This window comes from Halorubrum sp. CSM-61 (assembly GCF_003781945.1).
In the GTDB taxonomy this organism is placed as follows: Archaea; Halobacteriota; Halobacteria; order Halobacteriales; family Haloferacaceae; genus Halorubrum.
The window spans coordinates 161,124-179,961 of record NZ_RJJW01000003.1 but is presented as its reverse complement, the minus strand read 5'-3'; the positions used below and the strand labels follow the sequence as shown (position 1 = coordinate 179,961).

At 69.5% G+C, this 18,838-nt stretch carries 17 protein-coding genes; 6 read left to right on the top strand and 11 right to left on the bottom strand.

Going from position 1 to position 18,838, the window contains the following annotated elements; translation table 11 throughout:
- Position 1: 1 nt before the first annotated feature.
- The gene (locus EDM04_RS06630) at positions 2–1,150 is read right to left on the bottom strand and encodes an aminotransferase class V-fold PLP-dependent enzyme (RefSeq protein ID WP_123620370.1); all 1,149 of its coding nucleotides are present in this window, start codon (positions 1,148–1,150) and stop codon (positions 2–4) included.
- Positions 1,151–1,489, bottom strand: coding sequence for a thioredoxin (gene trxA, locus EDM04_RS06625; RefSeq protein WP_123620368.1), 339 nt, complete (start codon positions 1,487–1,489; stop codon positions 1,151–1,153). It abuts the gene before it with no gap.
- Positions 1,490–1,659: 170 nt separating this feature from the next.
- Between trxA and EDM04_RS06620 the strand changes: the two genes are divergently transcribed.
- From EDM04_RS06620 to EDM04_RS06610, 3 genes are all read left to right on the top strand, one after another.
- Positions 1,660–2,190, top strand: a complete 531-nt coding sequence (locus EDM04_RS06620) for a DUF5817 domain-containing protein (RefSeq protein ID WP_123620366.1) — start codon at positions 1,660–1,662, stop codon at positions 2,188–2,190.
- Between the two features lie 62 nt (positions 2,191–2,252).
- Complete coding sequence (locus EDM04_RS06615; RefSeq protein WP_123620364.1) at positions 2,253–3,272, top strand: PGF-CTERM sorting domain-containing protein; 1,020 nt, start codon at positions 2,253–2,255, stop codon at positions 3,270–3,272.
- Positions 3,269–3,736, top strand: a complete 468-nt coding sequence (locus tag EDM04_RS06610) for a hypothetical protein (RefSeq protein ID WP_123620362.1) — start codon at positions 3,269–3,271, stop codon at positions 3,734–3,736. The genes EDM04_RS06615 and EDM04_RS06610 overlap by 4 nt, the downstream gene beginning before the upstream one ends.
- A gap of 16 nt (positions 3,737–3,752) precedes the next feature.
- Here the strand turns inward: EDM04_RS06610 and EDM04_RS06605 are convergent, their stop codons facing one another.
- Entirely contained in the window at positions 3,753–4,112 is a 360-nt protein-coding gene (locus EDM04_RS06605; protein WP_123620360.1) for a hypothetical protein, read from the bottom strand.
- An 88-nt stretch (positions 4,113–4,200) separates the two neighbouring features.
- Entirely contained in the window at positions 4,201–5,037 is an 837-nt protein-coding gene (locus EDM04_RS06600) for a ubiquinol-cytochrome c reductase iron-sulfur subunit (RefSeq protein WP_123620358.1), read from the bottom strand.
- Positions 5,038–5,242: 205 nt separating this feature from the next.
- Between EDM04_RS06600 and ppc the strand changes: the two genes are divergently transcribed.
- Positions 5,243–7,945, top strand: coding sequence for a phosphoenolpyruvate carboxylase (gene ppc, locus EDM04_RS06595; protein WP_123620356.1), 2,703 nt, complete (start codon positions 5,243–5,245; stop codon positions 7,943–7,945).
- Between the two features lie 268 nt (positions 7,946–8,213).
- On the opposite strand, the gene EDM04_RS06590 is transcribed toward ppc, so the two are convergent.
- The 4 genes from EDM04_RS06590 to EDM04_RS06575 form a co-directional block, all read right to left on the bottom strand.
- Entirely contained in the window at positions 8,214–8,669 is a 456-nt protein-coding gene (locus tag EDM04_RS06590) for a 30S ribosomal protein S19e (RefSeq protein ID WP_123620354.1), read from the bottom strand.
- A 136-nt stretch (positions 8,670–8,805) separates the two neighbouring features.
- The gene (gene hmgB, locus EDM04_RS06585; RefSeq protein ID WP_123620352.1) at positions 8,806–10,149 is read right to left on the bottom strand and encodes a hydroxymethylglutaryl-CoA synthase; all 1,344 of its coding nucleotides are present in this window, start codon (positions 10,147–10,149) and stop codon (positions 8,806–8,808) included.
- Between the two features lie 87 nt (positions 10,150–10,236).
- Positions 10,237–11,556 (bottom strand): hypothetical protein, encoded by a 1,320-nt coding sequence (locus EDM04_RS06580; RefSeq protein WP_123620350.1) that lies wholly within the window; start codon positions 11,554–11,556, stop codon positions 10,237–10,239.
- Positions 11,557–11,687: 131 nt separating this feature from the next.
- Positions 11,688–11,885: a hypothetical protein gene (locus EDM04_RS06575; protein ID WP_123620348.1), complete on the bottom strand. Its 198-nt coding sequence runs from the start codon at positions 11,883–11,885 to the stop codon at positions 11,688–11,690.
- 187 nt (positions 11,886–12,072) lie between these two features.
- On the opposite strand from EDM04_RS06575, the gene EDM04_RS06570 reads away from it, so the two are divergent.
- Positions 12,073–12,798, top strand: a complete 726-nt coding sequence (locus tag EDM04_RS06570) for a nucleoside phosphorylase (protein ID WP_123620346.1) — start codon at positions 12,073–12,075, stop codon at positions 12,796–12,798.
- A gap of 23 nt (positions 12,799–12,821) precedes the next feature.
- Here EDM04_RS06570 and EDM04_RS06565 read toward each other — a convergent pair whose 3' ends face one another.
- A complete protein-coding gene (locus EDM04_RS06565; RefSeq protein ID WP_123620344.1) occupies positions 12,822–13,271 on the bottom strand; it encodes a UPF0179 family protein in 450 nt (149 codons plus the stop codon).
- Between the two features lie 127 nt (positions 13,272–13,398).
- On the opposite strand from EDM04_RS06565, the gene tmcA reads away from it, so the two are divergent.
- Positions 13,399–15,723 carry a tRNA(Met) cytidine acetyltransferase TmcA gene (tmcA, locus tag EDM04_RS06560; RefSeq protein ID WP_123620342.1) on the top strand — a complete coding sequence of 775 codons (2,325 nt, stop codon included), beginning with the start codon at positions 13,399–13,401 and terminating at the stop codon, positions 15,721–15,723.
- A 587-nt stretch (positions 15,724–16,310) separates the two neighbouring features.
- Here the strand turns inward: tmcA and EDM04_RS06555 are convergent.
- Both EDM04_RS06555 and EDM04_RS06550 read right to left on the bottom strand, forming a co-directional pair.
- On the bottom strand, positions 16,311–16,640 hold the full coding sequence (locus tag EDM04_RS06555) for a ferredoxin family protein (protein ID WP_123620340.1): 330 nt from the start codon (positions 16,638–16,640) through the stop codon (positions 16,311–16,313).
- An 82-nt stretch (positions 16,641–16,722) separates the two neighbouring features.
- Positions 16,723–18,495: a glutamate--tRNA ligase gene (locus EDM04_RS06550; RefSeq protein WP_123620338.1), complete on the bottom strand. Its 1,773-nt coding sequence runs from the start codon at positions 18,493–18,495 to the stop codon at positions 16,723–16,725.
- Between the last annotated feature and the right edge of the window lie 343 nt (positions 18,496–18,838).

Here is an 18,838-nt window from a genome sequence, read left to right as displayed (position 1 = left end):
CTCACCACTCGACCGCGAGGGCGTCGACCAACCGGTCGATCTCGGCCTCGGTGGAGACGGCGTGGACCGACGCCCGGACCCCGTCGGGGTGGGGCAGCGAGCGGACGACGATCCCCTCGTCGGCGAGCCGGTCGACCGTCGCCTCGGGGTCGTCGACGTCGATCGTCACGAGCCCGGACTCGTACTCGCGGGGACTCAGCAGGCGGTCGTCGGGGACGCCGTCCTTGAGCCGGTCCGTGAGCGACGCGATCCGGTCTTCGATCGTCGAGATCCCGACCGCCTCGATCGCGTCGAGCGCCTCGAGTAACCCGGCGTGGGCGGCCGGGGTCGTGGTCCCGACCTCGAAGCGCTTCGCGCCCGCTTTGAACGCGATCTCGTCGGCGTCGGGGTCCTCGACGCTCCGGTAGCCGACCGCGCGCGGCGCCAGCCCGGCCGCGGCCTCGCGGTCGACGTAGAGGAACCCGGACCCCCACGGGCCGAGCAGCCACTTGTGGCCCGCCGCCGCCACCGCGTCGGCGCCCCACGCGGACACGTCCATCGCGACCTGTCCCGGCGACTGGACCGCGTCGACGAGGGTGAACGCGCCCGCCTCGTCGGCGATGTCGACGAGGTCCGCGACCGGGAGCCGCGTCCCGTGGGTCCACGTGAGCGCGCTGAAACAGACGAGCCGCGCGTCCGCGACGGCGTCCGCGTACGCCTCGCGGTCGATCCGACCGTCCTCGGTCTCGACGACGCGTACCTCGACGCCCTCGCGTTCCAGCCGCTTCCACGGGAGGACGCCGGCCGGGTGTTCCAGATCGGTCCGAACGACCGCGTCGCCGGGTTCCCAGTCGATCGCGCCCGCGATCCGGGTGATCCCGTCGGTGGTGCTCTCGGTCAGGGCGATCTCGTCGGGCTCGGCGCCGACGAAGTCGGCGACGCGCTCGCGGACCGTCTCGTACGTCCCGAAGGCGTGATCGTACGGGTCCGTCGTCCCCGAGCCGAACTCGTGCTCGGCGACGAAGTCGGACGCCGCATCGACGACGCGCTCGGGGCTCGGCCCGTGCGCGCCGAAGTTGAAGTACGCGGCCTCGCCGAGCGCTGGCACGTCCGCGCGGAGTTCGCGCAGCTCGCGGGGAGTCGTCTCGTCGTCGACCTCGGGATCGGCCATTCAGGCGGTGTGCTCCTCGATCGCGCCGGCGAGCGCGTCCTCCGTCTGCGCGCCGACCATCCGATCCGCGAGCTCGCCGTCGGCGAACACGAGCAGCGTCGGGATGCTCTGCACGCCGTACTCGCCGGCCAGCCCCTGATGTTCGTCGACGTCGACCTTCAGGACGGTCGCGTCGGTGTCGCTCGCGACCGCCTCGACGGCCGGCTCCATCATCTGACAGGGGCCGCACCAGTCCGCGTGGAAGTCGACGAGGACCACGCCGTCGGCGACGCGGTCGTCGAACTCGTCGGGGTCGGCCAGCCGAATCGGTTCCGTGGGGGCGGCGTCGGTTGAACTCATCGCGTCTCCCTACGCGTCCCACGCGGATAATGGTTTTGAACGGAACACACAATACCGCTATTGGACCGAACCGGACCGAACCGGACCGAACGCGGCGGACCGGGCGCACGCCGACCGTCCCGGCGGCGCGGGTCCGAGGGTTCAAATCCGGGGGCGACGAACCGCGCCGCATGTACGCGGTCGTCGGCTGCAACGAGTGCGCGGCGATGTGGCTCCTCGCGGACCCGCGGACGAGCGACAGCGCGCGGTGTCCCCGCTGCGGGAAGACGCATCGGACGGCGAAGCTCAAGCGGTTCTTCGAGTCGGAGGACCGCGACGCGGCCCGCGAGGCCCGGGCCGCGCTGCTCGCGAAGAAGCGCGACGAGAGCGCGGCGTTCGCCGAGATCGACCACGTCTCGGAGCTGGAACGCGCCGTCGACGAGGCGGGGATCGACGACCGCGAGTACCTCGAGGCCTCCGGGATCGACGCCGACGCGGTCGGCGAGGCGGGCGCCCGCGCCGAGGGCGGCGGCGGGGGGTCGCGGAGCCGGACCGAGATCGTCCGCGACGCGGTGGAGGCGGTCGACGAGCCCACCGAGGAGAGCGTCGTCGCGCACGCGAGCGAGCACGGCGTTCCGCCCGAGCGGGCCCGCGAGATCCTGACGCGGCTCGCGCGTCGCGGGGAGCTCTCCGAGTCGGGCGGGCGGTACCGGGCGCTCTGAGGGGGCGATTCTCGCCCCGATCCCTGACAAAGCACTTATATTGTCGTTCAGACGTGTCGAGTATGGACACGCGAACTGCCCTCCTGGCGGCCGCCGCCGCGCTCCTGCTCGCGGGCGCGGTCGGCGCCGTCGCCGCGCCGGACGCGATCGTCGACCCCCGAGAGGCCGACGAGCGCCCCGGCGACGTACGCATCGTCGACACGGTCGTCTCGCCGGGTGAAGTGCGCGGCGAGACCGCGGAGCTCCGGCTCGGAGTCGACCTCCAGCACCGGGGCTCGCCCGTCGAGAACGTCACCGTCCGCCACCGCGCGATCGGCGCCGACTCGGGACTGCTCGTCGACGAGACGACGGTCGACGTCGGCGGCGTGGACGGCGGCGGCGAGCGGACGATAAACGGCTCCGTCGACGTGGACCGCGAAGGCGGCTACCGGATCGAGACCGTCGTCTTCGCCGACGGCGAGCGGCGCGCGTCCCAGACGACCCGCGTCGGCGGCGTCGCGGCGCTCACCCCGGACTACGCCGACTCGCGCGTCGGCTTCACCGAGGGCAACGTCTGGCCGACCGTCGCGGTCAGCGTGCGCGAGGCCGACAACGAGACCGCGACGCTGTCGGTGTCGATCTCGGTGACGAACCGCGGCGACGGCCCCTCGGAGCCGCTCGACCTCCGGGTGCTGCTCCGGCAGTCCGAGTCGAACGTGATCGCCGACGAGGCGAGCGAGACGGTCGGCGAGGTCCGACCCGGCCGGACCGACACCGTGACGACGACCGTCGAGGTACCCGCGAACTACAACTACTACGTCGACGCCGCGCTGTGGAGCGACGACGTGCTCATCGACGAGACGCAGGGCGTCGCCAACCTCAACCCCCGGGAGACGATCAGCGCCGACGAGACCGTCGAAGAGGTGGAGTTCACCGTCGAGGACTTCACGCGAGGCGGGGGCGGCGACGACGCGGCGGACGGCGCCGGCGCCGACCGCGATCGCGGCGAGGACGGATCCGGAGACTCGACGCCCGGCTTCGGCCCCCTCGTCGCGCTCGTCGCGCTGGTCGGCGCGGCCCTCGTGGCACGGAGGCGACCATGACGGACGAGCACGACCGCGGCGGTTGGAACGGCTCGGACGACTCGAACGATGACGCGGACGACCTCGATACGGACGACACCACCGACGCGCCAACCGGACCCATGACCGACACCGCTACCGACGACACTTCCACCGACGACCCCGCATCGCCCACCACTGACCGCAAGAACGACGCGAACGAGAGCGACGCCCGGTTCGGTCGGCTCTCGACCGACGACCTCCGCGGGCTCATCGACCGGATCGGGCTGGCGGCGCTGATCCTGCTCGCGCTGATCGCCGGCTGGAGCTTCTACAGTCAGGCGGGCCGCGCGATCCGGACGTGGCTCGACCCGGCCTACCAGCCGATCGCCCTCGCGGCGTTCAACCTCGCGGTGCTGCTCGTCGCGCTCGCGGGCGTCGCCCACCAGCTGTACCGGATCCGCCGGAGCGAGGGGGGCGGCGGGGAAGAGGAGCCTACCGGCTGAGTCGTCCTCGGCGGGGCTACTCCTCGGGGAGGTCGTCGGTGCTGGCCGGGATGCGCTCGACCTGTCCCGCGAGCGTCGCCGCATCGCCCGCGACGGTGGACGCCTCGACGCCCGCCTCGTTCGCCACGAGCCGGACGTGCGCGGCCAACAGCGCGAGCGCGCGGAGGCCGTCGCCCTCGTCTCCCGAATCGCCGTCGCTCCGCTGGGCGAAGGTGGTGTCGACCTCGCCGTCGCGGACGACGCCGACGTGGACCGCCTCGATCCCCTCGCCGTCGAGGAGGTCGCGAGCGCGGTCGATCTCGGTAGCGAACGGGTCGTCGTCGGTCGGAGCGTCGTCGGCCGCCGCTCCGTCCGCGGGAACCTCGTCGTCGCTCATGGAGAGGTGTACGCGAAGCGGGGAGAAAAGCGCGGCGCCCGTCGGGCGCGCGGTTTCGCGATACCGTCGATTCCGCCGGGTCCCTCGGTTATTCGTCCGGACGGGGCCGGGCGATGAACAGCGACTCTTCGAGGGTGAACGGGTCGTACGTCGACTGGTGACAGACGCAGTAGGTCCCGTTTTCGGCGTCGTACCGGGCCGACTCTTCGAGCACCTTGTAGTCAGGGATACAACAGAAGTGCGTGCAGACGTTCAGGTACGCCAGGAACCCCTGGTCCGTCGAGGCGGAGACCCACTCGTCGTCCTGTGCGGCCTCCTCGATCAGCGGCGAGCGGATGACGATGGCGTTGAGGTCGGCGTCGGCGTCCTCGGACCGCCACGTGACGGACGCCGGCTTCCCGACGCCGTCGTCGCCGATCCCGTTGCCCCACTCGGCGTAGTCCTGGAAGTCGTCGACGTGGATCTGGTCGCCGTCCTCGTACGTCTCGTCCTGCCAGTCGTACTTGCCGGGGGCCGCCCGGAACAGGTTGTCCGACTCGAAGTTCGGCTCGATGTTCTCCTGCGACTCGACGCCGCAGTACTGGAACCACTCGCCGGAGTAGGTCCGGCCGCCGAGCTGCTCCTGTGCGACCTCGATCTCTCGGCCCTCCTGCGTGACGGTCTGCGTCTCGGGCCAGATTCCGCGGATGTACCCGTCGTCGGTGACTTCGACCGGGATCTGCGGGAGGCCGCGCGGCGCCGGGCCGCCGGTGTGGGCGATCGACATCGCGACGGTCGACCCGCCGCCGACGCCGCCGGAGGTCGTCAGGGTGTTCACCGTCGCCGACCCCATCGCGCCGACCCCCGCGAGGGCCGCGCCGCCGACGACGCCCTTGACGAAGCGGCGCCGGCCGGACTCGGCCGGATACTTGTCGGACTGACTCATACGCGTCGTTCGGGTTGGACCGGTAAAAAGGGTGACGAACCCTCCACCGGAGCGGGAAAGGGGTAGGGAACGCTCGGCGGCTGGCCCGTCGACGGTCCGCTCCGCCGAGAGGTGTCGAACGATCGATCAATACGTTTACTCGGAACCGAGGCAAACATTCGTTCAGGCATCGCCTTTAACCGACCGCGATTGGTGTACCTGTGGTATGGTATTACACAACCGAGACGTGCGGACGGACGTGCGCGAGCTGGGCGCGCTCGTGGGAGACGTCCTCGCCGCGCAGGCCTCGACCGAGGCGTACGAGACCGTCGAGGACCTCCGAAACGCGGCGATCGACTACCGGCGCGGCGACGCGGCGAGCCGGGACGCCCTCCACCAGTCGGTCGGAGAACTGACGACGACCCGGGAGGAGATCGTCGCCCGCGCGTTCACGACCTACTTCGAGCTGATCAACCTCGCCGAGGAGCGCGAGCGGGTCCGCGCCATCCGGGGCGCCGACGAGGAGGGGGCGCTCCACGACTCCTTCGACGCCACGATCGCCGAGTTCGCGGAGGCCGGCGTCGGGCCCGGCGAGCTCCGGGAGCTGCTGGAGGACGTACTCATCGAACCGACGTTCACCGCCCACCCCACCGAGGCCCGGCGAGCCACGGTGAAGGCGAAGCTCCGGTCGATCGCTAACCACCTAGAGGAGCTCGACGAGCGCAACCTCACCGAGCGCGAGCGCAACGGGATCTGGCGCGACGTCACCGCCGAGGTGACCAGCCTCTGGGGCACCCGGCAGGTGCGCCAGCGCAGCCCGGAGCCGGAAGACGAGGCGCGAAACGTCCAGTGGTACCTAGAGAACACCCTCTTCGACGTCGTCGGCGACGCCTACGAGGAGTTCGAGGAGACCATCTCCAAGGAGTACGACGACGTCGACTGCCCCAAGCTCTTCGAGTTCCGCTCGTGGGCGGGCTCCGACCGCGACGGCAACCCGTTCGTCACGCCCGAGGTCACCGACGAGACGCTGGCGCGCCAGCGCGAGGTCGCCGTCGAGAAGTACCGCGACCGGTGTAAGCGGCTCTCCGCGGTGTTGAGCCAAGACGGCGAGCGCTACGCGATCGACGACGCGCTCGCGGAGTCGCTGGCGGCCGACGCCGAGCGGTTCCCGACGGTGGTCGAGGAGGCGCGCGAGCGCTACCCCGACGAGCCGTACCGCCAGAAGCTCCGCCTGATGCGCGAGCGGCTCGACCGCGTCGACGACGTGCGCCCCGGCGAGTACCCCGACGGCGACGCGTTCCTCGCGGACCTGAACGTGATCGCCGACTCGCTGGCGGCCGACGGACAGGACGCGGTCCGCGAGTCGTTCGTCGAGCCGCTCCGCCGACAGGTGGACACCTTCGGGTTCACGCTCGCGTCGCTGGACCTCCGCGACCACCGCGAGAACCACACCGAGGCCGTCGCCGAGGCGGTCGCGAACGAGGGCGTCGACTACGAGGATATGGACGAGGACGCCCGACAGGAGTTCCTCACCGAGGCGATCCTCCAGGAGGACTCGGTCGTCGACGCCGACGAGCCCGGGGACGTCTCCGAGACCACCGATCGGGTGCTCCGCCGGTTCCAGGAGCTCGCCGAGTGGCAAGAGGAGTACGGCGCGCAGGCGATCGACACCTACTGCATCTCGATGACCGAGGAGCCGAGCCACGTGCTCGAAGTGCTCTTCTTGGCCGATCAGGTCGGCGTCGTCTCGCTGCCGGACCACTGCGGGCTCGACGTGGTTCCCTTACTGGAGACCGAGTCCGCGCTCAACGGCGCCGAGCGCATCCTCGGAGCGCTGTTCGACAACGAGGCGTACGCGACCGCCCTCGAAGTCCGCGGCGAGATCCAGGAGGTGATGCTCGGCTACTCCGACTCCAACAAGGAGAACGGGTTCCTCGCCGCGAACTGGGACCTCTACGAGAACCAGCGCCGGATCGCGCGGTTCTGCCGCGAGGAGGAGGTCACCCTCCGGCTGTTCCACGGCCGCGGCGGCTCCATCTCGCGGGGCGGCGGCCCGATGAACGAGGCGCTGCTCGCGCTGCCCAACGAGACCGTCACCGGACAGGTGAAGTTCACCGAGCAGGGCGAGGCGATCGCGGAGAAGTACGCCAACCCGCGGATCGCCGAGCGCGAACTCGAACAGATGCTCGATGCGCAGATCCGCGCGCGTCACGAGGCCAACGAGGAGCCCACCGAGGACGTGCCCGACGAGTGGGTCGACGCGATGGAGACGATGGCGCCCGTCGCCCGCGAGACGTACCGCGATCTGTTGAACACCGACGGGTTCGTCGACTACTTCGGACAGGCGACGCCCATTTCGGTCGTCGAGAACCTCAACCTCGGCTCGCGGCCCGCCTCGCGATCCGGCGAGCGCACCGTCGAGGACCTCCGCGCGATCCCGTGGGTGTTCTCGTGGACGCAGACCCGGCTCATCCTCCCGGGCTGGTACTCGCTCGCGTCCGGGATCGACGCGTACCTCGACGCGGTCGGCGAGGAGGAGGGTCTCGAAACGCTCGGGGAGATGTACGAGGAGTGGCCCTTTTTCCGAACCACCCTCGACAACGCCGGGCTCGCGCTCGCCCGCACCGACCCCGAGATCGCCGCCGAGTACGCCGACCTCGCGGACGACGAGCTCCGCGAGCGCTTCTTCCCCGAACTCATCGGCGAGTACGAACGCGGCCGGGAACTCGTCTTGGAGATCAGCGGCCGCGACGACCTGATCCGCCGCGAGTGGCTCGAAGAGAGCCTCGACCGACGGAACCCCTACGTCGATCCGCTGAACCTGCTGCAGGCGGACCTGCTCGGGCGGACCCACCGCACCGACGAGGAGGAGCGCACCCTCCGGCTCACCGTCAACGGCATCGCCGCCGGGATGAAAAACACCGGGTAGCCCGGTTTCCGGTCGCCTGAACGCCGCTTTTTCTCTCGAATCGACCGCAAGTCGAGGCGCTGACGATGGGTCGCGACAAGCGGCGTTGGTCGGCTCGCTTCGTATTTTATATAGCGATATGAGATATACGCCGGTGAATCCGGGGGTTCATCACCGAACGGCAGCGTGGGACAAAAACCGCACAACGGCCGAGTATCCGGGAATTAGATGCAGCTCCGGGAGCCGCGGCTCGGAGAGCAAGCGATACCGCGAAAAGCGAACCGTCGATCTACGCGTAGCGTTCGAGTTCCGGTCGATCGAGGTCCTCGAAGACGTCGGCGGCGACCTCGGAGAGGAAGGCCTCGCCCTCGTCGGAGACGCGGCGGCCCTCGCCGGCGGCGGTCGTCACGAGCCCGTCGTCTTCGAGGGCCTGCAGCGACGCGCGGATGAGCTTGCGGGAGCCGCCCTCGTGTTCGCCCGGGCGGACGGAGTAGCGGTTCGAGCCGCGCTTCTTCGAGCCGTACTCGGTGGCGAGCCGCTCGATGCCGACCGGCTCGTTCTGGGCGACCTTCCGGAGGAGGCTGGCGGAGCGCACGTACCAGAAGTCCTCCTGTTCCGGCGGAAGCTCCTTGCCGGCGCCGCTCTTGGCGAACTCGACCCAGTCGGGCTCGTCGATCCGGTCCTCGAGCCGTGCGGCGACCTCCTCGATGAGGGCGTCGGCCGGCACGTCGTAGATGGTTACCATTGAGGTGAAATTCAGCCTAACGTCGTTTAAACCCATCGTATTCGAGAGGCGTCGTGTGACCCGTTTTCACGGGTAGCGGAGTCAGAGAAACGGGATCGGGAGCACGATCTCTCGCCGTGGACGCTTCGCCGAACGGCTACTCGACGTACTCGTACTTCCGCTCGTTCATCCGGCCCCAGCCGGTGAAGACGAACTCCGCCTCCGGCTGCGTGAACTCCTCGATCTCGCGTTCCACGTCCATGTCGTACTCGTGGACATCGTGCACGTCCTCGTACTCGTCCCACGTGAGGTCGTATCGGGCCGCGAGCTGGTCGTCGATGTCGAGCTCCTCGATCTCCGCGCGCCAGCCCTCGCGGATCGTCTCCGCGTGGATCTCGGCCTGCGCGCCGGAGCCGTAGGAGGCGACGAGCAGCGTGTCGTCGACGAACGACCGGTCGCGCGTCAGGGCGTCGCGCAGCGCGCTGACGCGGGCGATGTGAACCGAGCTGGTGTACCAGTTTCCGACCTCTCGCGAGAGCCCGAGCGTCGGCTCCACGGCGGTGTCGTACCACGTCCGATACTGTTCGGTGGTCTTCAGCTCGTCCATGTAGTCGCGGATGGCCTCCTCGTAGGCCTCTCGGTCCGCGTAGTCGTCCTCGCGGGGCTGCCGACCGATCTCGTCGGCGAGCGCGTCCTCGTGCTCCGTGTCGCGGATGACGTGTCGGTACGCGAGCAGGGCCGCCTTCCGGACCATCCCGGGGAACGGGGTGTGGAACGGGGCGTACGCGAAGTCGTCGAGCTCGATGTCGTCGGTGACTGACTCGTAGTCTTCGAGAGCCTCCCGCATCCGGGAGAGGTACACCTGTACGGAGCGTTTCCCGTCGACGCTCGGGAACTGCTGGTTCGGCTTCAGGAAGTCCGTCTCGTCCTTCGAGCCGTACCCCTGCTCGGTCGAAAGCGCGACGATCGAGGGGTCCTCGTCGATCAGCATCGCGACGGCGCCGGCCCCCTGCGTCGCCTCGCCGGGGTCCCCGCGGGCGTAGAGCGCGGTGTCGGTCGTGATGACGATCGCGGGCCGATCGCGGTTTCGCCCGGCGCGGATCCAGTTATAGGCGTCGTCGATCGCCTGCGTCCCCGCCAGGCACGCGAACTTGCGCTCGCCCTTGTTGGCGTGGGTGAAGTCGCCGTCGTACACCTGTTCGAGACAGCCCGCGATGTACGTCGACACGGGCTTCGAGTGGTCGAACGCCGACTCGGTGGCGACGTCTATCCGGCCGATGTCCTCGGGTTCGAGCCCCTTCCGGTCCATCAGCCCCTTCGCGGCGTTCGCGCCCATCGTGACGATGTCCTCGTACACGTCCGGGAACGAGGAGTTGTTGAGCCCGAGCCCCTTCGTGTACTTCTCCGGGTCGTCGCCCTTCTCCGGCGCGAACGTGCCCGGCAAGTCGAGCTTGAGCTTTCCGGTCCAGATCTCGACGGCGTCGATGCCGACTTCGGTCATGAACGGTTCTTCATGCGGCCGGCATATGGTTTTGTCGATGGCCCTTTACGTCGATCGTGGAAATTTTGGTTCACGATCTAGAAGCGCTCAGTTCGGAACGGAGATGACGAGTGATTTCTGGCTTCCGTCGGCGAAATACAATGTGATATCAATATCCTCACCGGTCATATCCACTCGATCGCCAGATCCACCGGCACCGTCTGTTTGGAAGAATGCTAGCGTGATCGTCGCGTCGTCATCCGTAGCAATACCGACATCCGACGAGAGTGTGACTTGCGTTCCGATAAAGTAGCGGTCTTGCCCAGTGTCACCCGCTTCGTGGAATCCCTCGCTCGATGAGGACGCAACATAGATTTCACGTTGTCCTGCACCTGCGCCGCCATTCTGTTCCTTGAGTACCTCGGCCTGCGACGTGGTCGAATCAATTGAAATACTCTCTATCTCGGCGACCCCACTACCGTCGTTCCTGACACTAAATTGGACGCCACTAGTTCCCCAGAATGTACTCGCGTCATCGTTCGAGACTATTCCAGATGCTTGAGTAGGACCATCTCCCCCGTCGCTACCACTATCACCGTCCCCGCCGTCTCCACCGCCGCCACCGCTACCGACTGCCCCGTCGGTATTCTGCGTCGGGTCTTCCGGCGCTTCCTGCACGCCAACTGTGTCCACTGTCAGATCGTCAGCCGTCGTGTTGAGCGTCAGGTTGTAGACGCCGTCGCCGTTCGTGTCGTCCGTAACGCCGCCGTAGACCTCGCTGTCCGTCGGAAGATCGGTCTTCGTTTCCCAGTCGCCCTCGCTCAACCGGGTCGGAACGGTGACGGTGAGATCACCTTCAGGAAGCGTCTCAGTAACGCTCTCTGCCGGACGGAGTTCGAGCGTCACCCGACCAGTTCCGCTTCGACGGAACTCGTTCTGGAGGGCGACGATCCGTACCTCCCCGTCGCCGCTGACGAGCTCTTGATCTTCGATCACCGCGATCCCGCTCCCCCGATCGCGAGCGTCCACGTAGAGCACGGACGCGTCGTACCACGTCGACGACTGGTCGATTTCGTTGTAGCCCGGCCGGTATTGGAGGAACCGCGTGGGAACGGTTACGGTTCCCTCGGGCGTCCCGTTCGAGATCACGACCGGATAGGACTCAGTCGTTTGGAGCGTCCCGGCTGGTGAAGGCGGGTTAATCGTGAACACGCGAGACGGATAGGTAGTGCCCAGCCGAACCGTCTGATACTGCGGCCGATCGGTGCTCCCGGCTTGTAGGACCCCTGCCCTGAGATCGACGAGGTCGTTACGAACGTCCTCGAAGTGCTGGAACTCCACCTGTGCATTCTCCTGCGGCACGACCTGCACCTGATACAGCGAGAGCGCGAGGATGAGGAACCCGAACAGGATCACCGTCCCGATCACGACCGACTGGCCCCGACGGTCGCGACTGAAGCGCATTAGGAGATGTCGACGCCGGGCGGGTATAAAATCCTCCGTCCGGCCTCTCAGTCGCGATAACCGCCCGTGCGGTGGCGGACGGGAGCCGCCGAGAGTCAGCCGCCGCCCGCTCGCCGCGCCGTCAGCCACGCCGACAGGACGGCGACGGACCCAGAGAACCCGCCGATCAACACGGCCTGCGTCCAGTTAAAGCCGAGCAGCGTCCCGGCGATCGGCGTAATGAGAAGAAACGTGACGACGAGCGCGCCGATCGACGCGGCGAGCGAGAGAGCTTGTTCGTCGGAGTCGCTCATGGTCGAACCTGGCGAGGACGGCCGATAAACCGGCCGATCCGACGCCGTCGGCGCGATCGCCGAAACGAGCCGATCAATCGCGATATGACAGCTATAAATCCTATTCCGCGATATCAAATGTTATCATCGGCTGCCGACCCGCCGCCCGACCGGTCCGTTTTTGCGCGCGGCGGCTGTCTCGGCGCGTATGGCGAAACAGCCGCATCTGCTGGTCGAGGAGGGCGACGTACACGAGATCGCGATCATCCCCGGCGACCCGGGGCGCGTCGACCGGATCGCCGACCTCTGTGACGACAGCGAGCTCGTCGCGCAGAACCGCGAGTACAAGGTCGTCAACGCGAGCTACGAGGGGACCGACCTCACGATCTGCTCGACCGGGATCGGCTGCCCGTCGGCCGCGATCGCGGTCGAGGAGCTCTCGCGGGTCGGCGTCGAGACGTTCCTCCGGTGTGGCACCTGCGGCGCCTTACAGGCCGACATGGACGTCGGCGACATGGTGGTCGCGACCGGCGCGGCCAAGGAGGAGGGGACGAGCAAGCGCTACGAGTCGGTCGAGTACCCCGCGGTCCCCGACTACGACGCGCTGCGCGAGCTCGTCGGCGCCGCCGAGGACAACGGCGAGGAGATCCACGTCGGGCCGATCGTCTCCGACGACGCGTTCTACAACGAGGACGACGAGTGCGTCGCAGAGTGGAACGACGCGAACCTACTCGCAGTCGAGATGGAGGCGGCGACCGTCTTCGCGCTCGCGCGCCGCAAGGGGCTCCGCGCCGGCGCGATCTGCACCGTCGACGGCAACCTCGTCGCGGGCACCCAGAAGGGCGCGGACTCGGACGACGAGCTGCCGGAGAAGGCCAAGGACAACGTCGAACGCGCGATCCGGATCACGCTGAACGCGGTCACGGCGTTATAGGCGTCGGCTCGAAAATCGACCCCCTACCCGTCTTCCGCCCGGAACTCCACCAGCGTCAGGTCTCGGTCGAGCGCGCAGGTGTCGTGCGGGGGCTCGCCGAGCACCTGATCGATCACGCGCTCGTCGTCGAAGTCGGCGCCGTCGGGGACGCAGTACCCGTGGCTCGGGCACTCGGTGTGCGGGCACGGCCCGGCGAGCGACACGCGCCCGCCGGCGTACGCCTGCTTCGACGGGACGTTCGCGGGGACGGGCGCGGGCTCGACCTCGACCGCGCGGACGCCGGCGTCGTGGACGGCGCAGTCGAGGGTCTGGGCGTTCTCGCGGATCCCGGTCACGCGGTACCGGGTCCCCTCGGAGAGGTTGAGACACTGGCTCCGGTAGGGACACCCCTCGCAGTCGGGCGACTCCCCCTGATAGACGAACTCGCGGCCGGTGTCCGCGAGCCGCGTGCCGATGAGCGTGACCGTGGTCATACCCGGAGCGACGCGCCGAGCGTCCGTAAGCGTCCCGCCTCGCGGAGCGCGAGGCGATCGGTCGCGAGGGACGCCCGCGTCCGGAGGGCAAGACACATCTGCACCCCCCGGCAACGACGAGCGAACGATGATCGCGGGGCTGGCGCGGGACGCGAAGCGGGAGGCCGAGGCGGCGAACGAGCGGCGCGTCCTCGTGCTCGCCGGGGACCGCGACCGGGGAGTCGACGCGGCCTACGACGCGATCGAGGCGGTCGACCCCGCGTCGACCGCTATCGTCTCCACGCGAGAGGGGTTCCGGTTCGAGGAACATCGGCCGCGGAACGCCGACGAGCTGCTCGGTCGCACCCGGGAGGTCGTCGTCCTCGACTGCCACGAGCGGTTCGTCCCGAACGCGCTCGGTCGGTGCGTCGGCGCGGTCGACGGCGGCGGCCTCCTCGTCCTCCTGACGCCCGACCTCGACGCGTGGCCCGCGGTCCGCGACCGCTTCGACGACTCGCTCGCGGTCCCGCCGTACGAGGTCGACGACGTGACGGGGCGGTTCCGCGAGCGCCTCGTCGAGACGCTCCGGTCGCATCCGGGAATCGCGATCGTCTCGCTCGGCGCGGACGGGCCCGAGGGCGACGCGATCGAGCGAGACGGACTCGTTGGTTTCCCGGAAGCGGCGACCACAGAGACGACCGCCCCGCCGACCGCCCCACCGAACGCGACCTTCCCGGACGCCGCCTACGAGGCCTGTCTCACGAGCGATCAGGTTCGGGCGGTGAGGGCGTTCGAGTCGCTCGCGACCCCCGGAAACGCGGTCGTCGCCGAGGCGGACCGCGGGCGCGGGAAGTCGAGCGCGGCGGGGATCGCGGCGGGGGCGCTCGCGCTCGCCGGGGCCGACGTGCTCGTCACGGCGCCGGCGTTCCGGAACGCGGCGGAGGTGTTCGCTCGGGCGAGCGAGCTGATCGGGGAAGGGGGGACCGATTCTGAGACCGCTCCCCGCCGCCTCGACGCGCCGGGCGGCGGACGGGTCCGCTTTCTCACGCCCGCCGAGGCCGCCGCCCTCCCCGACGGCCCGGACGCGGTGATCGTCGACGAGGCGGCCGCGCTCCCGGTGCGGCTGCTGGAACGGTTCCTCGACGCGCCCGCGGTCGCGTTCTGCACGACGGTCCACGGCTACGAGGGGGCCGGCCGCGGGTTCTCGATCCGGTTCAAGGAGCGGCTGCGCGCGAGCCGCTTTTCGGTGCGAGACGTGCGGCTCGACGAGCCGATCCGGTACGCGCGGAACGACCCGGTGGAGGCGTGGACGTCGCGGGCGCTCCTGCTAGACGCGCGCCCCGCGGTCGACGAGGCGGTCGCGGGGTCTGCGGTCGGGGACGCGACGTACCGCGCGCTCCCGGCCGCCGACCTGCTCGCGGACGAGTCGCTGCTCCGGGAGGCGTTCGGGCTGCTCGTCGCCGCGCACTATCGCACCGAGCCGAACGACCTCGCTCGCCTGCTCGACGCGCCGAACCTCACCGCGCGGGCCCTGGTGGCCGAGGGGCGGGTGGTCGCGGTCGCGCTGCTCGCGCGGGAGGGCGGGCTCGACGCGGAGACCCGCCGGCGGATGTACGAGGGCGAGCGCGTCCGCGGCAACATGGTGCCGGACGTGCTCACGAGCCAGCTCCGCGACGAGGCCGCCGCCGAGCCGCGGGGCCTGCGGACGGTCCGGATCGCGACCCATCACGCGCTCAGGGACGAGGGGTTCGGCACGCGCCTGCTCGACGAGGTGCACGCGGAGTTCGGCGGGGAGGGTGAGAGGGTCGACGGCGACTCCGACGCCGTCGACTACTTCTCGGTCGGCTACGGCGCGACCCCGCGACTCCTCCGCTTCTGGCGACGGGCGGGCTACCGGACGGTCCACCTCTCGACCTCCCGCAACGACGCCTCCGGCGAGCACTCCGCGATCATGCTCCGGCCGACGATCGGGGCCGGCGAGGGCAGACCGGGGAAGGCCCTCCTCGACCGCCACGCCGCCGCCTTCCGCGACCGCGAGCGCGACGGGCTCTCCGACGCCCACCGCGACGTGGACCCCGACGTGGTCGTCGGCGCGCTCCGCGCCTGCCCGGCCCCGGTCTCCGTGGACCTGACCGAGATCGAGTGGCGCTCCGTCGTCGGCGCGTCGTACGGCCCGGGGATGTACGACAGCGCGCCCGGAGCCTTCCGTGACCTCGCGCTCGCGGCGCTGATCGAGGGCGACGAGAGGGAAGAGACGGGCGACTGCGACGCGGTCCTCGACGCCCGTGAGAAGCGTCTGCTCGTCCGGAAGGTCCTGCAGGGCTACCCGAGCGAGTCGGTCGCGGACGAACTCGGGTACGTGTCGGCGGGCGCGTGTATGCGCGCGCTCGGCGACGCCTACGAGCCCCTCGTCGAGCGGTACGGGACCGGCTTCGCGCTCGAAGAGCGGGAGCGGTTTATAAGCGATTTATAACCCGGTTATAAGCGATTGATCGAAGACGGCGACGGCAAACACGACCAAACGGTGCGGTGGCGCGCGCCTTCCGAGCGCCCACCGGGCGCGAGGAGCGCGTGCGAGGTCGCCGGCGCGTAGCGCCGGCTGCCAGAGGGACCTTCGGTCCCTCGCTGGAGGCGGTCGCCCGGAGCAACGCGGAGGGCGGCCGACGAGGCTGGGGAGGTGTGAGGCTGCGGACCCGCGAGCGACCGCAGAGAGTGAGCGGGAGCACGGAAGTCGCAGCCCGCGCAGCGAACGGAGTGAGCGAGCAGGACCGTCTTCCGGCGGTGCGGTGCTACCGGGTGGGACTCAAAGGGGCAGTCGCGAGGACGGCGGAGGCGACTCAAGGACCGCAGGGAGCGAACGGAGCGAGCGACTGAGGACCGCAGCGAGCGTCCGCCGTCCTCGCGGCTGGGGCTTTGGCGGTGTTCACCACCGAGTCATCGATCACGTACTACCGAGCGGCTGGGGCTTTGGCGGTGTTCACCGTCGCTATCGGTCTCGGTACTTAAAAACGAGCGACTGGGGTGTCAGAAAACCCGTCTCGCCTCACTGCACTCGGTCGCTTATAAACGGTTCTCGCGGCCGGGATCGACGTCGATCGCGTCGACCGGGCAGACGTCCACGCACAACATACAGTCGATACACTGGTCCTCGTCGGCGGGGTTCGCCTTCCGCTCGGACTCGGGGTGACCGGGGGTGTCGACCCACTCGAACACGTCGACCGGGCAGTCCTCCAGACACGCGCCGTCGGCGAGACAGATGTCGAAGTCGACCGCGACGTGCGTGCCGCGGATCCCCTGCTTCTCGGGCGGCTCGACGGGCCCCCAGACGGCGACGCCGTCCTCCTCGCCGACTTTCTCCCGGTTCTGTTCGAAGTTCGAGTCGATGGCCATCTTGCCAGTAATTCCGGGGCTCGCTACTTAACCCCCGCGGCAGGCGGCCGCGAGAGCGCCGCGCGAGCCGGCCGGCCCCCGACTAGGGGTGCGCGTAGTACGCCAGCAGGTCCTCCTCGCCGTTCGGGCCGTCCGGCTCGTCGGTCGCCTCGGGATCGAACGCGTCGATCCGAGCGAAGCCGACGCGCACGAACTGGACGACCGTGTCGGGGTCGACCTCGGCGAGCGCGGGCTCGGCGATACCGCGCACGTCGCCGGAGACGGTGCGGAGGAGCGTGTCGAGCCCCTCCTCGACCGGCGCCCAGTGGACAACGTCCACGCCGCCGTCGCGGACCACGTCGATGTCGGCGTCGACGAAGACCAGCTCGTCGCCCTCGTACCGGACGCAGCCGTACCCCTTGAGCCAGACGCGCTCGCCCTCGCTCGGGAGGTCGGGCGACTCGACGGCGATCCGGCCGGCGGGCACCTCGCGGTCGCCGCGGTCGGCGTGGTCGGGGTGGAGCGGCGGGTGGCCCGCCTCGGGCGCCGGCGCGTCGCCGTCGACGATCGGCAGCTCCACGGCGGGCGCGTCCTCGCGGTCGCGCACGAGGAAGTAGCGGTTCGCCTCGTCGTCGACCAGGTCGCGGTTGTTGGCGTAGACGGAGGACATCGCCAGATCGACGTCGGAGGTGGACATCCCCAGTTCGGTCATCGAGTCGACGAGGGCCTGCCCCCGGATACCGCGACGACGCATCGACCGAATGGTCGGGGCGCGCGGGTCGTCCCAGCCGGTCAGCTCGCCCGTTTCGATGAGCTCCTTGATCGTCGACGTCGACAGCGTCACGTCGTACTCGTCGACCTGCACGTGGCCCCAGTGGAGCACCTCGGGGTACTCCCAGCCGAAGTTGTCGTAGACGAACCGCTGGCGCTTCGCGGAGTCCTGGAGGTCGATCCCGCGGATGATGTGCGTGACGCCCGTGAGGTGGTCGTCGACGCCGGACTGGAAGTCGAGCATGGGCCAACAGCGGTACTCTGCCGCCTCCTCGCGCGGGTGCGGCGTGTCGATCATCCGGAAGGCGACCCAGTCGCGGAGCGCCGGGTTCTTGTGCCCGATGTCGGTCCGGACGCGTAAGACCAATTCGCCGGCCGAGTACTCGCCGTCGATCATGGCGTCGAACTCCTCGTGGACCGTCTCGCCGTCCTTCTCGCGGTGCGGGCACGGCTCGCCCGCGTTCTTCAGCTCCGAGAAGTCGTCGCCGGAGCACGAGCAGGTGTAGGCGCCGCCGGCGTCGATCAGCTCGCGTGCGTGGTCGTAGTAGGTCTCCAGTCGGTCCGACGCCCGGAGCACGCGGTCGGGCTCGAACCCGAGGTACTCGATGTCCTCCAGGATGGCGTCGTACGCGTCCAGATCGGGGCGTTTCGTCTCCGGGTCCGTGTCGTCGAACCGGCAGATGAACTCGCCGTCGTAGCGCTCCTTGTACGTCCCGATCACGGCGGGCATGCGCGCGTGTCCGACGTGCCACGGGCCGTTCGGGTTCGGCGCGGCGCGCATCACGACCTCCCCCTCCTCGGCGTTCGGGAGGTCGGGGAGGACGTGGTCGTCCGCCTCGTCTTCCGCCTCGAGCTCCGCGAGCTTGTCGGGCGCGAGTTCGCCGAGACGCTCCCGGCGCTCGGCCTCGTCCATGTCGGCGATCCGGTTCACGACCGGCGCGACGACGCCGGGGATCTCGTCGCCGTGCGGTCGGAACTCGGGGTTCTCGCCCATGAGCGGGCCCATGATGGCGCCCACGTCCGGGTCGTTACCGTGTTTGAGCGCGTTGAACAGCGCGGCGGCCTCGCCGGCCGCCTCGACGCGCTCGCGGAGTTCGTCGTCCATGCTCACCGGTTGTCGGGGTCGGCTCAAAAGCGCCGCGGAACGGCGGCCGAGGAGACGCCTCGCCGGGGCGCGGTCGGACGCCGCGGACGGGTCCGCGGGTAGGGGCAGACGTCATCTCCGCCCGAACCGACTTAAACGGCCGAGACCGTTCACGGCGGAACGCCCCCGTTACGGGCGTGAACGGTCGAGAGACTTATGCGGACGCGGCGGCGTAGGTATGCGGATCGTTTCCAATACGAACGGCGATCGGCCGGGCGCCCGATCGGCTCCGCCGGGTTGATATCCGAGCGAACCGTGGGTGGCCCATGAACACCGGAGCGACCGGAGGCCGACCGCGGACCGC

Bases quoted from the DNA above. Each gene is read 5' to 3' on its own strand.
- EDM04_RS06630 (WP_123620370.1), bottom strand. From the start codon at position 1,150: ATGGCCGATCCCGAGGTCGACGACGAGACGACTCCCCGCGAGCTGCGC.
- trxA (WP_123620368.1), bottom strand. From the start codon at position 1,489: ATGAGTTCAACCGACGCCGCCCCCACGGAACCGATTCGGCTGGCCGAC.
- EDM04_RS06620 (WP_123620366.1), top strand. From the start codon at position 1,660: ATGTACGCGGTCGTCGGCTGCAACGAGTGCGCGGCGATGTGGCTCCTC.
- EDM04_RS06615 (WP_123620364.1), top strand. From the start codon at position 2,253: ATGGACACGCGAACTGCCCTCCTGGCGGCCGCCGCCGCGCTCCTGCTC.
- EDM04_RS06610 (WP_123620362.1), top strand. From the start codon at position 3,269: ATGACGGACGAGCACGACCGCGGCGGTTGGAACGGCTCGGACGACTCG.
- EDM04_RS06605 (WP_123620360.1), bottom strand. From the start codon at position 4,112: ATGAGCGACGACGAGGTTCCCGCGGACGGAGCGGCGGCCGACGACGCT.
- EDM04_RS06600 (WP_123620358.1), bottom strand. From the start codon at position 5,037: ATGAGTCAGTCCGACAAGTATCCGGCCGAGTCCGGCCGGCGCCGCTTC.
- ppc (WP_123620356.1), top strand. From the start codon at position 5,243: ATGGTATTACACAACCGAGACGTGCGGACGGACGTGCGCGAGCTGGGC.
- EDM04_RS06590 (WP_123620354.1), bottom strand. From the start codon at position 8,669: ATGGTAACCATCTACGACGTGCCGGCCGACGCCCTCATCGAGGAGGTC.
- hmgB (WP_123620352.1), bottom strand. From the start codon at position 10,149: ATGACCGAAGTCGGCATCGACGCCGTCGAGATCTGGACCGGAAAGCTC.
- EDM04_RS06575 (WP_123620348.1), bottom strand. From the start codon at position 11,885: ATGAGCGACTCCGACGAACAAGCTCTCTCGCTCGCCGCGTCGATCGGC.
- EDM04_RS06570 (WP_123620346.1), top strand. From the start codon at position 12,073: ATGGCGAAACAGCCGCATCTGCTGGTCGAGGAGGGCGACGTACACGAG.
- EDM04_RS06565 (WP_123620344.1), bottom strand. From the start codon at position 13,271: ATGACCACGGTCACGCTCATCGGCACGCGGCTCGCGGACACCGGCCGC.
- tmcA (WP_123620342.1), top strand. From the start codon at position 13,399: ATGATCGCGGGGCTGGCGCGGGACGCGAAGCGGGAGGCCGAGGCGGCG.
- EDM04_RS06555 (WP_123620340.1), bottom strand. From the start codon at position 16,640: ATGGCCATCGACTCGAACTTCGAACAGAACCGGGAGAAAGTCGGCGAG.
- EDM04_RS06550 (WP_123620338.1), bottom strand. From the start codon at position 18,495: ATGGACGACGAACTCCGCGAGCGCGTCGAGGCGGCCGGCGAGGCCGCC.